Source organism: Alkalihalobacillus sp. R86527, assembly GCF_042466185.1.
Lineage (GTDB): Bacteria > Bacillota > Bacilli > Bacillales > Guptibacillaceae > Guptibacillus.
In genome coordinates, this window is record NZ_JAXHBW010000001.1 from 1,146,762 (window position 1) to 1,161,362 (window position 14,601).

Here is a 14,601-nt window from a genome sequence, read left to right on the forward strand (position 1 = left end):
AATCAGCGGCTGTTTTTCCATTACATATGTTCTTCTAGAGTAGCAACAAACTTTTCTAAATATTTTTCATCTGTTTCATCAAAACGACCAACGCTAGGGCTGTCGATATCAAGTACGCCAATAATCGAGTTAGAAGATCGGATTGGGATAACGATTTCAGACTGTGAAGCAGCGTCACATGCAATATGGCCAGCGAACTCATGAACATTTTCAATTCTCATGGTTTTTCCTTCTTTAAAAGCCGAGCCACATACGCCCCGTCCGTTAGGAATACGAACACAAGCTGGCAACCCTTGGAATGGCCCAAGTACTAGCTGATCACTTTTTTCTTCGTATAAATAAAACCCAACCCAGTTAACGTTGTTTAGAAATTGATTCAATAATGCCGATGCATTTGATAAATTGGCGATTTGGTTTGTTTCACCATCCAATAGTGCTTTTAGTTGCTTAATGACCATTTCATAATCTTTTTCCCTCTTGCCTGAATAGGATTCGACTTCAAACAAGTTACTTCACCTCAACTTTGTATCGAAATTATGCTAATCATATCAAAACTTGTGGAGTAACACACATATTTTGTCGCACGATTATTAAAGGATAGCTTCAAGGCGTAACGAAAACGTATACTATGAAAGAAACTGGGGGTGGTTCCAAATGAAGCAGGAGCGAGATACAGTATCGAAGCGAAACGTCATCCAGGCCGCCATTCAACTCTTTAATACGAAAGGATACAACGGAACTTCAGTTCGTGATATTGCCAATAAAGCCGGAGTTAACGTCTCTTTGATCTCATACTATTTTGATGGTAAGAAGGGACTTGCGGAGTTTTTGATGACTACGTTTTTGGAAGGCTATGTGAACGAACTCGAGAAAGTTCATAAGATGTTGGAGAAAAAAACAGCGAAAGCTTGCTTAGTTGAAGCATTGCAAACAATCATGACGTATCAACATCAAAATAGACAGTTAGCAAGGTTCGTTCATAGAGAAATTACATTTGATTCCGTTCTAGTTCGCGAAATCATGACCACATATCTATCAAAAGAAAAGTTTTATTTATCAAAAATATTCGAGGCAGGTTTTTCTAGGAAGGAATTCCGTCCTCAGTCGGTCGATTATGTTGTGATGCAACTAAGGGGGATGTTATCGATGCCTTTCCTACAGCCTCAATATATTCTAGAGGTTCATCATATTCAACCTAATGAATCTTACTTTATTGAGCGGTATACGAAGCAGCTATTACAGTGGGTTGAACTTTATGTATGTAGAGAGCTCCATGTGCAAAAAAAGCCGTTCGTTATGAACGGCTGAGTGGGAGTGGAGAAGATAATAAAGTAGATGAAAGCTGATCGAAACCTTGACCAATCCCTTTGGAACTATGGGCATCTGATCCATAGATGAGAGGGATTTTTCTGCTTTCTGCTTCTTCGATTACCCAAGAAGGTGGGTATGGTTCCTTACAAAGTGGTTTTACGGTTCCTGCTCCGTTATAGTCTAGTGAAAGTCCTTGCTTTTTCACTTCATCCAATATTGTCGTCACAAGATGAGATGAGGAGATATCAAGCTGAAACTTTTTCTGAAACTTATTCACCAAACTTATATGACCTAATCGTTTAGGCTTATAATCCCCTAAATCTGCAGTTAACGACCGATAGACAGTTTCATAGTATTTCTTATGCACATTCTCAACTGAACCTAATGCGTTCACTAGTTCTTCAAATGACTCTGGACTATAGTCGAGGCATGTGTATTGGTTGTTATGATGAATAAAATGAACGGATAAGATCGCATCATCTAACTTTGAACCTACTTTATCTAAAAAAGCCCTCGTTTCTTCTTCAAATCCTTCTATGTAATCAACCTCAAGACCACATTTTATTTCGAACTTACCATGGTAGGAATCTTTAATCTTTTCTACAGCATTAAAGTATTCATCTAATTGTTGATGAGACATCCCGCTGTCATTAAGAGGGACTGGGTCTATGAAGTTCGCTGGGAGTGGGGCATGCTCTGTAAACGTAAGACCAGTAAAACCTAGTTTTATTGCTTTTTCAACATAGCTTTCTAGGGAGTCAGAAGTTCCATGGGGGCAAAATGGAGAATGGACGTGGCCATCGTATTTTTCACTCATTTATAAGCACCTCTTTCGATAAATCAAAAAAATTAAAACATTATCAAGGAATTTGGCTGTCGAATATTGAATTTATTTAGTCAAACAGGTAATTACATGGTATCATAATACCGTTACCAAATTTCAAACACATATAATTAATCATGTACATATTAAGTAGTTTATTCGTATACATTTACATAAATTGATGATGTGGAAGAAGGGGTGCTTCCGTTGGAGTATATTGTCATTGCCATTATTCTGATGATAGCCGTTTTTATTTACGGTGCTTATGCGAGAAGAAAAATATTCAATGAAATAGATAGACTTGAAGAGTGGAAGATCGATATTTTAAATAGGCCTGTAACTGACGAAATTTCGAAAGTAAAAGGGCTGGTAATGTCTGGTCAAACAGAAGAAAAGTTTGAGAAATGGCGTGAAGAGTGGGATGAAATTGTTGCTGTGAAGCTCCCGAATCTTGAGGAGCAGCTCATGGATACAGAAGAAGCCGCTGAGAGATATCGCTTCAGGAAAGCAAGGGAAAAGCTAGAAGAAACTCAACACCGTTTAGAACACGCTGAAAAGAGAATTGAATTGTTATTGAAAGATATCGATGAGTTAGTGTCGAGTGAGGAACAAAATCGGATCGAAATCACTTCTGTTCAAGAAGACTTTAGAGAAGCTAAACAGCGTTTGTTGTCTCAGAATCGCTCACTCGGAGAAGCATTTCCTGTTCTCGATGAGGAGATCGAGGAACTTCGCGATATGCTCAAGAACTATGAACAATTGACTGAAGAAGGTAATTATCTTGAAGCAAGAGAAGTCCTCGTTCAAGTACAAGACCGATTAGATGTTGTTCAAGAAAAGATATCGATTACACCTGAAGTGATTGTCCTTGTGAATAATCAAATACCTTCACAGCTTAAAGAGCTAGAAGATGGCACGTCAGCCATGGAATCTGAAGGTTATGTTCTTGACCATTTAGAAATCGATGAAAAAATCGAAGAAGTCTCCTCTGAATTAGAGAAATGGAAGACTGCAATTGAAACCACTGAGGTTCAATCGATCAAAACAGAAATCGATGCTGTTCGGTTGAAAATTGAAGAGGTATATGACCAATTAGAAAACGAAGTAGAAGCAAGACACTTCGTTACTTTAAAAGTAGAAGAGCTCGAACATGAAATGATGAAAACGAACAAGCATCTTCAGGAGTTGCAAGAAGAAAGTAATGTGGTTCAATTAAGTTATCGACTAGAGGAACAGGAACTAAAGGCGATCAAAGAGCTTGAATTGAAGCTATCTGACTTTTATGTAAGGTTCCAAGCTGTACAGGAAGCGGTCGATCATAATAAACAGGCTTACTCGTTGCTTGCGGAAAGTGCGATTAAACTAAAAGAAGATTTAAATGTTGTAGACGAAGAATTGAAAGTTCAAAAAGAAAATCTACACATGCTTCGTAAAGATGAGTTAAGAGCTTTAGAAACGATAAAGGATTTGAAGCGCAAGCTGATCGAATCGAAGCGACTGATGAAATTAAGTAATATACCAGGGATTCCTGAATCGTATTTAGAAGGTTATGAGCGTGCAGAAGATATCATCGTGGAGCTAAATGAGAGATTATCTGATGTACCTTTGGATATCTATCAAATTAACCAAGTCCTTTCTGAGGCTGAACATACTGTTAATGAAAGCTGTGAATCGACTCGGATGTTAGTTGAAGATTCTGTCTTAACGGAGAAGCTAATCCAATATGGGAATCGGTACCGTGGTAAGTATAGAAGTGTAGATGATCTGTTGTTAAAGGCGGAAGAACACTTCAGGAATTATGAATATGAAGAAGCCCTTTCAACCGCAGAAGCTGCGATTGAGAAGGTAGACCCACAAGTTCTCGCATCATTAAAAGAAGATGTGAGAGAGCCGGTCAACCTATAGTAAATAAAGCCTTCCTCAAACTGGGGAGGGCTTTTTACTGAATGAAAATTTCATATAGCATTCTTACGAAAGAAAAACGCAGGCTGGTTAGCCTGCGTTTGTTGATTGACGGTCTGTTGAAGCTGTGATGACACCGATTAGAATTCCTACTAATGCAGGAATTAGCCATCCAATTCCTTCACTGTACAATGGCAAATAATTTAAGAATTCTAAACCAGGAATTGGTAGTTTAGCATCTTCTAGTGCTTTAGGAATACTAACTAGAATCGTAAGAAAGATCGCCCACTTGTAAATATAGTGATGCAGAGGAATGATGTAGTTTATAAAAGTTAAAAAGATTAATATTATCGCAATCGGATAGATGGCGATTAAGACAGGAACAGTAAAGGCAATGAGTTGAGTCAATCCAAGGTTTGCTATAAATGCACTAAAAATGGTAACAATTAAAATAACCATTTTATATGAAAGTTTTGGATATGCATTTGAAAAGTACTCTCCACATGCTGTTACAAGACCAATAGACGTTGTTAAGCAAGCGAATGTAATAGCTGCTCCAAGAAGTACAGTTCCAAATGTTCCATAAAGGTAATTAGCAACATTAGATAAGAGCACTCCACCATTTTCTGCTGAAGCGACGACATTTAGATTAGATGCACCAATGAATGCGAGTGATAAATAAATGATCGTTAAACCTAATGCAGCTAGCAAACCAGCTTTTAAGACTGAAAAAGCTACCACTTTCTTATTTGTGACCCCGCGGTCATTAACTGCTTTTATAATCACAATTCCGAAGACGAGAGCGGCAATCGCGTCCATCGTTAAGTATCCATCTAAGAACCCTTTAAAAAATACACCGTTTTGATACCCTTCTGCAGGCGTTGAAAGTTCTTCAGGCAAGCTAACGAATGCTCCAATAATCAAACTACCAAGTACTACAATTAATATAGGAGTTAGAATATTTCCGATTCGATCTACAAGTTGAGTTGGGTTAAGTGCAAACCAGAAAGTAAATCCAAAAAAGATTAAGGTGTATATGACTAACGGTAAACCGGTTGTATTAACTGATTCATTTAAGAATGGCACTACCCCAATTTCAAATGCAACTGTGCCTGTTCGTGGTATTCCAAAAAATGGGCCGATGGCTAAATAAAGTATTGCTGTAAACAGTAACCCAAAAGTTGGATGAACTCTTGAAGCTATATCTTTCAGGCTTCCACCGGTCAAACCGACTGCAGTAACACCTAGTAAGGGCAGTCCGACACCAGTGATTAAGAAACCGATGATGGCTTCGCCAATATTCTCTCCAGCTCCTTGACCAAGTGCAGGGGGGAAAATCATATTTCCAGCACCAAGGAAAAGAGCAAAGAGCATTAATCCGATTGTAAACGTTTCCTTTTTAGATAATTTCGCTACCATAACTTGTCCTCCCGAGTATTCAACAGCTTGTCCTAATTTTCGGACTTTATATTAACACAATTTATCGACAAAACATAACAAAGTCGTAAATGTTTTAAAATTCTAACAATAATTAATCAATGTTGATAAGGGTTGTCGCGTGTTGGAAATATTGACCAACAGTGAGTGTTTCTCATTCTGAAAAATAATACAATAATTAAACTGAAATTTGTTTGGCTAATGGTTTAGCCTATGGTAAGATTATTAGTTGGAAATTAATAACGACTGAGGGTGTCAAAATATGATTTATCTGGATAATAGTGCCACAACACAACCCTATAATGAAGTTATCGAAGCTTTCAAGAAAACTGCGCATGATTTTTATGCAAATCCTTCATCTCTCCATAGAAAAGGTGGAGAAGTGGAACGATTAGTAAGACAGGCAAGAGAAAGTATTGCGTCATTGCTTCATGTTGATTCTGATGAGATAGTTTTCACATCAGGTGGGACTGAGAGTAATAATCTAGCGATCAAGGGTGCGGCATTCGAGCATATGAACCGTGGAAAGCACTTGATCACATCACAAATAGAACATGCTTCTAGTATGGAGTCGTTTCGCCAACTTGAAAAAATGGGTTTTCATGTTACGTATCTCCCTGTTGGAAGTGATGGTCACGTCTCTAAAGATGATCTTGCTGATGCACTTACCAAAGAGACGATCCTTGTTTCCCTCATGCACGTTAACAATGAGGTTGGTTCGGTTCAACCGATAAAAGAACTAGGAATGGTAATTAAAGAGAACTCTCGCGCATTGTTCCATGTAGATGATGTTCAGGGAATTGGCAAGGTTCCATTAAAGAGTCATGGTACAGCAGATCTCATCTCTTATTCAGCACATAAATTTCATGGGTTGAAAGGTAATGGGGTGTTGTATAAACGAAGAAATGTTTCTTTATTTCCTCTTCTTTCAGGTGGGGGACAAGAAAGTGAAGTGCGTTCAGGTACGGAGAATGTTCCAGGAATTGTAGCAACTGCAAAAGCGCTCAGATTGTATTTACAACAGGCTCAATCTAATAGTGAGAAAATAAATTATTTGAAAACGAAGCTGCTCAACGAGATTGGAGCAATTAATGAGGTGGTTATTAACACCCCAAGAAATAGCGCACCTCACATTATTAATTTCTCAGTACCAGGCATAAAACCAGAAGTATTGATACACGCTCTAGAAGAAAAAGATATATTCGTCTCCACACGCTCTGCATGTTCCTCTAGAACCGCAGAGCCGAGTCACGTCCTAACCGCACTCGGTGTATCTAATGCAAGAGCACAATCAGCAATTCGCATTAGTTTATCTTTTCAAACAACCGAGAAAGATAGTGATGTTTTTCTTGTCGAGTTAAAAAAGGCAATTCATAAACTAAAACAAGTAATGAGGTAATAGTAATGTATGATCATATAATTCTTAGATATGGAGAAATTGCATTAAAAGGTAAAAATAGAAAAGGCTTTGTTAATTCTCTTAAGAAGCGAGTTAAAAAAGTCACTACAGATTTTCAAGATCTCATTGTAACGCAATCATTTGACAGAATGGTAATTAAACTTAATGGTCATGAGCCTGAGCCTGTTTTAGCAAAGCTTAAAACCGTTTTTGGTATTCACAAGCTAAGTGTAGCTATAAGGGCTGACCATGATCTTGAAGAAATTAAAGAAAAGTCGTTAGAACTTATCCGTAATCAACAAATGAATGGAATCAAAACATTTAAAGTAACTGTTAAGCGACCGTATAAGCAGTTTCCTCATCGCTCTCAAGACATGAATAGGGAAATTGGAGGGTACGTCCTTCGCAACACGGAAGATTTAACAGTAGATGTACACAATCCTGATAGTGAACTACGAGTTGAAATTAAAAGCGATGGTGCATTTATTAGCTGTGACCATTCAGAAGGTGCTGGAGGTCTGCCTACGAATCAAGATAACAAAGTGATGCTTATGTTATCTGGTGGAATCGACAGTCCTGTAGCCGGTTACCTAACGATGAAAAGAGGCGTGAAGGTAGAGGCTGTCCATTTCCATAGTCCTCCTTTCACGAGTGAACGATCTAGACAAAAAGTGGAAGACCTTACAAGGGTTCTTGCTCAATATGGTGGAGATATACGCCTTCATATCGTACCTTTCACTAACATACAAAAAATGATTCATAAAGAAATGCCAGATAACTATAGCATGACGATCATGAGAAGAATGATGATGCGTATTACTGAAAGAATCGCTGAACAAACAGGGGCTTTAGCTATTACGACCGGGGAGAGCCTCGGTCAAGTAGCGAGTCAGACAATTCAAAGTATGAATACGATTAATGAAGTGACAAATTATCCCGTTCTCCGTCCATTAATTTCAATGGATAAAATTGAAATTATGGATATTTCCAGAGCAATTGATACCTATGATATTTCAATCCGGCCGTATGAGGATTGTTGTACTGTCTTTTTACCAGAGGCACCTAAAACAAGACCTAAACGAGAGCATGCAAATAAATTTGAGAAGTACATGCCTGTGGATGAATTAGTAGAAGAAGCCGTTGCAGGAGTTGAAACCATCATCATTAAAGAAAAAGAAGATGAGTTCAACGACCTTCTGTAGATTTCCAGCTTTTAGCGTTACTACCATAACTTAATGAGGATAGCACCCCCTTTTCTATCACAGGATAGTGTCAAGGAGGTGAATTACCTTGGCAAATACAAACAAACTTATCGTACCTGGAGTAAAGCAAGCTCTTGATCAAATGAAGTATGAAATTGCTTCTGAATTTGGTGTAAACCTTGGACCAGACAGCTCTTCTCGTCAGAACGGATCTGTTGGTGGTGAGATTACAAAGCGTCTTGTTCAACAATCAGAACAGCAATACACTGGTAAATAATTTCATATAACTGGCTAACGGAAGAAGCACAATGCTTCTTCCGTTTTTTCTTTATGGTTGAGCGGGCTATCTGGAAGCATATAGAAAGATCGTTGTAAATATTCAAAACCTTTAAACTTTTGTGTATAATGGAACTATTGATATTAAAGGAGGAATAAGTTTGCATAACTTAATCGCACCAGAAATTTACAACCTTACAAGTGATATTGAGAAATTTTCATCAGATGATTCAAAGCTTGCCTTAAGGTGGCGAAGTGATGAAGGAGAGTATCATGAAATTACATATAAAAAACTAATTGAAAAAGCAAATAGAATTGCTAGTGCATTAACCACTCAAGGTCTCACTAGCCAGGACCGCGTATTAATCATGATGCCAAGACAGATCGATACGTATGCTGTATATATTGCTTGTTTGAAAGCGGGACTTGTCGTTATCCCTTCATCTGAAATGTTACGTCAAAAAGACTTAGTCTATCGTATTAATCATGCTGAAGCAAAGGCGGTAATATGTGATTCAAATCTTTATAAAGCTTTCGAGGGCATTGAGAAAGAAGCTCCGTCACTTAAGTTGAAATTTACAGTCGGTCAAGAGGTGAACGGTTGGACTTCGCTTCTAAACGCTTCGCAAAATGAAAGCGCTTCTTTTGAAGCTGCTAAGACTGCACGTGACGATATGGCCTTTCTATCCTATACATCTGGAACCACAGGAAATCCAAAGGGTGTTGTACATAGCCACGGTTGGGCCTATGCACACCTGAGAACTTCTTCAAAGTCGTGGCTTGATATTCAAGAAGGAGATAACGTTTGGGCAACTGCTGGTCCTGGTTGGCAGAAGTGGATTTGGAGCCCGTTTGTTGCGACGTTGTGTAGTGGAGCTACTGGGTTCTTATATAGCGGTAAATTTGAGCCAGAGACGTATTTGAATTTCCTAAGTGAATATGAGATTAATGTTCTCTGTTGTACTCCGACTGAATATCGTTTAATGGCAAAAGTCGATGAGTTAGAGAAATACAATCTACCTGCATTAAGAAGTGCAGTATCAGCTGGGGAACCACTCAACCGAGAAGTGATCGACACATTCAGAAGATGTTTTGACATCGATGTGCGAGATGGATATGGACAAACAGAGAATACTCTACTTGTTGGTATTCTTAAAGGGATGGAAGTGAAAGCTGGTTCAATGGGTAAACCGACTCCAGGGAATCAAGTTGAAATCATTAATGAAGATGGAAACCCAGTTCAAGTAGGAGAAGTTGGTGATATAGCCGTTCACAAAGATGTGCCAGCTTTATTTAAACGGTATTACAAAGACGAAGAGCGGACGCAAATGGCATTTAGAGGCGAATACTACCTTACGGGTGATAAAGCTTCAAAGGACGAAGATGGCTACTTCTGGTTCGAAGGAAGAGGAGATGACATCATCATTAGCTCTGGTTATACAATTGGGCCGTTCGAAGTTGAAGATGCTCTTGTGAAGCATCCAGCTGTTAGAGAATGTGCGGTGGTCGCAAGTCCAGACGAAATACGTGGTAATATTGTTAAAGCTTATATCGTTCTGAAAGACAATACACAGGCTGGAGATGAGCTTGTTCAAACGCTTCAACAGCACGTAAAGGACTTAACAGCTCCTTATAAATATCCACGTCAAATCGAATTCATTGAAGAACTTCCAAAAACAACGTCAGGAAAAATACGTAGGATTGAACTGCGCCAGAAAGAAAAACAAAGCGTATAACGTTAACGAAGAGGACCTATAGGTCCTCTTCGATTTTTGAGATAGGATTCATTATGATGGAAAAGGGTGGTTCGTCTTTAAAGTCCCTTTTTTATTTAGCGTTAGATTTAATCAATTGTTCAATTTTGCTTGCTTGATCGCCGGCGTTATCTTCTTCCATTGCGATGATGTATTTATTTTTGTTTGAATATGTTTCTTCAACAGCTGTCATAAATGATTTAGGTGTTAGGTCCTCTTCAAGGAGTACATTCGCATAGCCAGACTTTTGAAATGATTGTGCGTTTAGTATTTGGTCGCCTCGGCTAGCTGCTCTTGATAGTGGGATTAGTAACATAGGTTTCTTTAGTGCTAGAAACTCAAAGATCGAATTGGACCCCGCTCGCGAAATAATCAAATCTGCCATTTTCAACAAATCAGGTAGTTCGTCAGAGACATACTCATATTGTTTATATCCCTTTTTTTGGATCGAATCATCTACCTGTCCTTTTCCTGAAAGATGAATAATATCGAATGTACGAAGTAAATCATCGAGCTTACTTCTAACTGCTTCATTAATTTTCTTCGCTCCGAGGCTTCCTCCCATGATTAACATGACAGGCTTTCTACCATCAAAACCAGCAAATGATAATCCTGCATCCCTTTTGCCTTGTTTTAACTCATCTCTAACAACGGCTCCGATATACTCGGCTTTGCTCTCTGGTAGATGATTAACTGTTTCTGGAAAAGTGGTACATACCTTCGATGCAAAAGGAATTGCTATTTTGTTTGCGAGCCCAGGTGTTAGGTCGGATTCATGAATAATTACAGGTACTCTGTTCAACTTAGCGGCGATTACAACTGGGACTGAAACAAATCCACCTTTTGAAAAAATAATAGATGGTTTTTCTCGCTTGATAATAGCGAATGCTTCTCCTACTCCTTTAACTACTTTGAAAGGATCTTTAAAGTTCTTCCAATCAAAATAGCGTCGCAACTTTCCTGTCGCCACATGATGATAGGTTACGCCAGTCACCGGTTCAATTAGCTCACGTTCTATACCATTTATAGACCCAATATAATGAACATCCCAATTTTCCTTAAGAAAACGAGGAATTAATGCCAAGTTTACCGTAACGTGACCTGCAGAGCCTCCGCCGGTAAATAAGATTTTCTTCTTCAAAGTGTTGCCCTCACTTTCACAATTGTTCTTAAGCATAATCGTACTCCTTATTGTATCATGAGAAAAATTCATACAAAGAGTAGAGTATGAAAATCCAGAAGATTCACAGTATAGGAGTGGAATGATACAATTAATGCACAATTGTTATCTTACATAAAGAAGGGAAGAATTTCAGTGGGGAAGCTTTGGTTTGGTGGAAAGATCTACACCCTCATCAATGAGGTAGATACAGTTGAAGCTGTTTATACAGAAGGTGGCCAGGTCGTAAAAACGGGAGCCTTCTCAGAGCTTACCAACGAATTTGGGGAAGACATCCATTCCTGGCATGATTTAAAAGGAAATGTTATGATTCCAGGCTTTGTAGATAGTCATCTTCATATGATCGGTCATGGTGAGAAGCTCCTTCGTCTTGATTTGTCTCAAGTTGAATCTGCGGAAGAGATGAAACGATTGCTTATCCAAAAAGCAAGTGAGTCAGCTCCTGACGAGTGGATCATTGGAGAAGGGTGGAACGAGAATAACTTTAGCGATCGAAAAATCTTTCATAGAGATGAATTAGATCGCATTGCACCTAATAACCCTATGATGCTTACGAGAGTATGTCGACATGCCATACTTGCGAATTCGATTGCAATGAACCTAGCAGGTATTTCCGATCAAACCTCTGACCCTGAGGGTGGTGTTATCATGAGGGACAATGATGGTCGAGCGACTGGTTACCTTCTTGATAAGGCTCAAGAGCTAGTGAAAGATGCTATGCCAGAAGTAAGCCTTTCTTTCCTAGAGAAAGCGCTAACGTCTTCCGTTGACGATCTTGTATCCAAAGGTGTAACAGGCGGTCATAGTGAAGATTTAAATTATTATGGTGGCTTTACTCGTACATACAAAACGTTTCTAAATGTTATCAATGGTACGCGTAAGTTCCGAGCAAATTTACTCGTGCACCATGAAGTCATCGAAGAGATGAGAAAGCAGGGGCTTGGGTTTGGAGACGGGACAGAATACGTCGAGTTAGGTGCGATGAAATTGTTTGCTGATGGTGCGTTAGGTGGTCGTACAGCCTTACTAAGCCTCCCATACAATGACTCACCGGATACGTCTGGTGTTGCCATCCATAGTGTAGAGGGCTTGGAGAAACTTGTTCAAAAGGCAAGAACGCATCATATGCCAGTAGCCATTCATGTTATCGGCGACCTAGCTTTGAAATATGCGATTGAGGCGATAGAGAAATACCCACCGTATCAAGGGCTTAGAGATCGATTAATTCATACTCAAGTCATAAACCAGGATTTGGTCAACAGACTAAAACAAATTCCAGTTATATTAGATATCCAACCAAGGTTTGTTGCTTCCGATTTCCCGTGGGTGATGGAGCGGTTGGGTGAAGAACGGATGGAGTGGTCTTTTGCATGGAAGACGTTAATCGATAGTAATATAGCGGTTGCAGGGGGCTCAGATGCCCCGATAGAGCCTGTTGATCCTCTTTTAGGCATACATGCTGCCGTAACGCGAAAGCGTCCAAATGACACCCATAACGGATACTATCCCGAGCAAAAGCTTTCCGTGTATGAAGCTGTATGCTTGTTCACAAAAGGAAGCGCATTTGCAATTGGTAAAGAAAAAGAACGTGGTGAAATCAAAGTAGGTATGGATGCAGATTTCACAGTGCTAAACCGTGATATCTTCACATGTGATGCTGACCTTCTTCTTAAGACAAAAGCAGTCATGACAGTCATCGATGAAACCATTCAATATCGCGATTTAGATTAAAAGAAGCACCGCATATGCGGTGCTTTCAGCTTGTAGAGGAACCCCAGGTTCTTCTACAAGCTTTTTTTGTTGGTTTGTATTTTGAGGTCGTTTTTTTAAATTTTAATGTTAGTACTATGAAAAAAACTCTCCTTCACCTAGCTCACCCGGTCTAAGTGAAGGGCAATCTTCTTCATATTCTGACAGGCGGCAGTCAGTAACGCTTGTTCTCTTACTTTTTGTTTTCCACGCAAGCGACAATAACGCAGCCCATGCAGTTCTTTTGAATCTGCGAAGCTACGCTCAACCTTCTCTTTTCTCATGCGATAAATCCACTTTCCCTCATTGGAAAGTCGGTTCTGACGAACCTTTTCTTTTGCCCCTTCCCACACATGGCGTGTGATGGTTTTCTGGTGCTTCTGGTTCTCAGTGCAATGTGCCAGAAGAGGACAAGTCTTACATTTCGTGGGGTCCGACTTATAGTGACGATACCCTTCTCGGTCCGTCGTCGCGTACGCCAGTGCCTCACCCTGAGGACAAACATATCGATCGAGGTTTTCATCATATTTGTATTTCCATTTCGGAAGAAATCCTTTTTTACTTTGGTAGCGACGATGAGCGATAACGCCAAATACGTTTCGTTGTTCGAGTCCGTGACAAATAGGGGCTGTTAAGTATCCTGCATCTAGACCGACTGCTTCTACTTTAAAACCGAAGCGTTTTACCTGGCGGTCTAACCGTTGTAAATAAGGTTTGGAGTCGTGAATATTACCTGGAGTAATATGGACGTCGGTAATGATGTTGAATTTCATATCTGTGGTGCGATGATCTAAGTAAAAGAAACCTTCAGGTTTATGTTCTCGATATAAATAACCACTCTCAGGATCAGTATGACTGACTTTGATTTCCTTCGTCTTATTCACCTCCTTCTTTTCTTTTAGAGGCTTTTTTCCATGATCAGACCTGTCCTGTTCCACTGCTTCATTGAGTTCATCTATATAGTCGGCCGTTTCTACATGAACGTCTTTCCTGGAGAACTTTTTCTTATTCGCGCTCGCTTTTAGATGTGTGGAATCGGTGTAGAGAACTCGTCCTGACACCATTCGATGGTTCATAGCCTGGTGGACGACCTCATCAAAAACCTCTTGGAAAATATCTGTTTCATTAAAACGCATTCTGCGATTCCAGCTGATCGTAGAGTGATGGGGTACGGCGTCGGTTAAATTCAATCCGAGGAACCACCGGTACGCGACATTCGTTTGAATTTGACGCTCTAATTCGCGTTCAGAGCGAATGCCGTAAATATATCCAATAAACATCATCTTAAATAATACTAGGGGATCAAGGGATGGACGGCCGTTGTCTTCACAATAATAAGGACGGACTTTTTCAGGGATAAAGGAGAAATCTATGTAGTGGTCGATCTTACGTAATAAGTGGTTATCAGGGACAAGTTCATCAATCGTTACCATTTCTAATTCATTCTGCCGATCTTTCTTAGATTGAAACATTACATCACCGCCTAAAAAGAATCTATCTCTAGCTTAACAAAAGGGTGAAATAAAAAAAGGCAAAAAAAATAGGTTGTCGAGACTTTCTCGACAACC

The 14,601-nt window shown here is 39.4% G+C and carries 12 protein-coding genes; 7 read left to right on the top strand and 5 right to left on the bottom strand.

Annotation, left to right across the window (positions count from 1 at the left end; genetic code table 11):
* Positions 1-20: 20 nt before the first annotated feature.
* Positions 21-506 carry a GAF domain-containing protein gene (locus SJY16_RS05785; RefSeq protein ID WP_377888150.1) on the bottom strand — a complete coding sequence of 162 codons (486 nt, stop codon included), beginning with the start codon at positions 504-506 and terminating at the stop codon, positions 21-23.
* 148 nt (positions 507-654) lie between these two features.
* On the opposite strand from SJY16_RS05785, the gene refZ reads away from it, so the two are divergent.
* A complete protein-coding gene (gene refZ / locus SJY16_RS05790) occupies positions 655-1,308 on the top strand; it encodes a forespore capture DNA-binding protein RefZ (RefSeq protein WP_377888151.1) in 654 nt (217 codons plus the stop codon).
* On the opposite strand, the gene hisJ is transcribed toward refZ, so the two are convergent.
* On the bottom strand, positions 1,295-2,128 hold the full coding sequence (gene hisJ / locus SJY16_RS05795) for a histidinol-phosphatase HisJ (protein WP_377888152.1): 834 nt from the start codon (positions 2,126-2,128) through the stop codon (positions 1,295-1,297). The two genes, refZ and hisJ, sit on opposite strands and share 14 nt — an antisense overlap.
* 213 nt (positions 2,129-2,341) lie before the next feature.
* Here hisJ and ezrA point away from each other — a divergent pair, with 213 nt between their 5' ends.
* On the top strand, positions 2,342-4,039 hold the full coding sequence (gene ezrA, locus SJY16_RS05800) for a septation ring formation regulator EzrA (RefSeq protein ID WP_377888153.1): 1,698 nt from the start codon (positions 2,342-2,344) through the stop codon (positions 4,037-4,039).
* Positions 4,040-4,126: 87 nt separating this feature from the next.
* Here ezrA and brnQ read toward each other — a convergent pair whose 3' ends face one another.
* Positions 4,127-5,455, bottom strand: a complete 1,329-nt coding sequence (gene brnQ / locus SJY16_RS05805) for a branched-chain amino acid transport system II carrier protein (protein ID WP_377888154.1) — start codon at positions 5,453-5,455, stop codon at positions 4,127-4,129.
* Between the two features lie 280 nt (positions 5,456-5,735).
* On the opposite strand from brnQ, the gene SJY16_RS05810 reads away from it, so the two are divergent.
* The 4 genes from SJY16_RS05810 to mbcS all read left to right on the top strand — a co-directional run bounded on the left by SJY16_RS05810 (position 5,736) and on the right by mbcS (position 10,086).
* Positions 5,736-6,872: a cysteine desulfurase family protein gene (locus SJY16_RS05810; protein ID WP_377888155.1), complete on the top strand. Its 1,137-nt coding sequence runs from the start codon at positions 5,736-5,738 to the stop codon at positions 6,870-6,872.
* The gene (gene thiI / locus SJY16_RS05815; protein ID WP_377892079.1) at positions 6,872-8,074 is read left to right on the top strand and encodes a tRNA uracil 4-sulfurtransferase ThiI; all 1,203 of its coding nucleotides are present in this window, start codon (positions 6,872-6,874) and stop codon (positions 8,072-8,074) included. The genes SJY16_RS05810 and thiI overlap by 1 nt, the downstream gene beginning before the upstream one ends.
* 88 nt (positions 8,075-8,162) lie before the next feature.
* Positions 8,163-8,351: an alpha/beta-type small acid-soluble spore protein gene (locus SJY16_RS05820; protein ID WP_377888156.1), complete on the top strand. Its 189-nt coding sequence runs from the start codon at positions 8,163-8,165 to the stop codon at positions 8,349-8,351.
* 154 nt (positions 8,352-8,505) lie between these two features.
* Entirely contained in the window at positions 8,506-10,086 is a 1,581-nt protein-coding gene (gene mbcS / locus SJY16_RS05825) for an acyl-CoA synthetase MbcS (protein WP_377892081.1), read from the top strand.
* Positions 10,087-10,177: 91 nt separating this feature from the next.
* On the opposite strand, the gene SJY16_RS05830 is transcribed toward mbcS, so the two are convergent.
* Complete coding sequence (locus SJY16_RS05830) at positions 10,178-11,245, bottom strand: undecaprenyldiphospho-muramoylpentapeptide beta-N-acetylglucosaminyltransferase (protein ID WP_377892083.1); 1,068 nt, start codon at positions 11,243-11,245, stop codon at positions 10,178-10,180.
* A gap of 174 nt (positions 11,246-11,419) precedes the next feature.
* On the opposite strand from SJY16_RS05830, the gene SJY16_RS05835 reads away from it, so the two are divergent.
* The gene (locus SJY16_RS05835) at positions 11,420-13,015 is read left to right on the top strand and encodes an amidohydrolase (protein ID WP_377888157.1); all 1,596 of its coding nucleotides are present in this window, start codon (positions 11,420-11,422) and stop codon (positions 13,013-13,015) included.
* 137 nt (positions 13,016-13,152) lie between these two features.
* Here SJY16_RS05835 and SJY16_RS05840 read toward each other — a convergent pair whose 3' ends face one another.
* On the bottom strand, positions 13,153-14,505 hold the full coding sequence (locus SJY16_RS05840) for an IS1182 family transposase (RefSeq protein WP_377888055.1): 1,353 nt from the start codon (positions 14,503-14,505) through the stop codon (positions 13,153-13,155).
* Positions 14,506-14,601: the final 96 nt, after the last annotated feature.

Bases quoted from the DNA above. Each gene is read 5' to 3' on its own strand.
- refZ (WP_377888151.1), top strand. From the start codon at position 655: ATGAAGCAGGAGCGAGATACAGTATCGAAGCGAAACGTCATCCAGGCC.
- hisJ (WP_377888152.1), bottom strand. From the start codon at position 2,128: ATGAGTGAAAAATACGATGGCCACGTCCATTCTCCATTTTGCCCCCAT.
- brnQ (WP_377888154.1), bottom strand. From the start codon at position 5,455: ATGGTAGCGAAATTATCTAAAAAGGAAACGTTTACAATCGGATTAATG.
- SJY16_RS05810 (WP_377888155.1), top strand. From the start codon at position 5,736: ATGATTTATCTGGATAATAGTGCCACAACACAACCCTATAATGAAGTT.
- SJY16_RS05840 (WP_377888055.1), bottom strand. From the start codon at position 14,505: ATGTTTCAATCTAAGAAAGATCGGCAGAATGAATTAGAAATGGTAACG.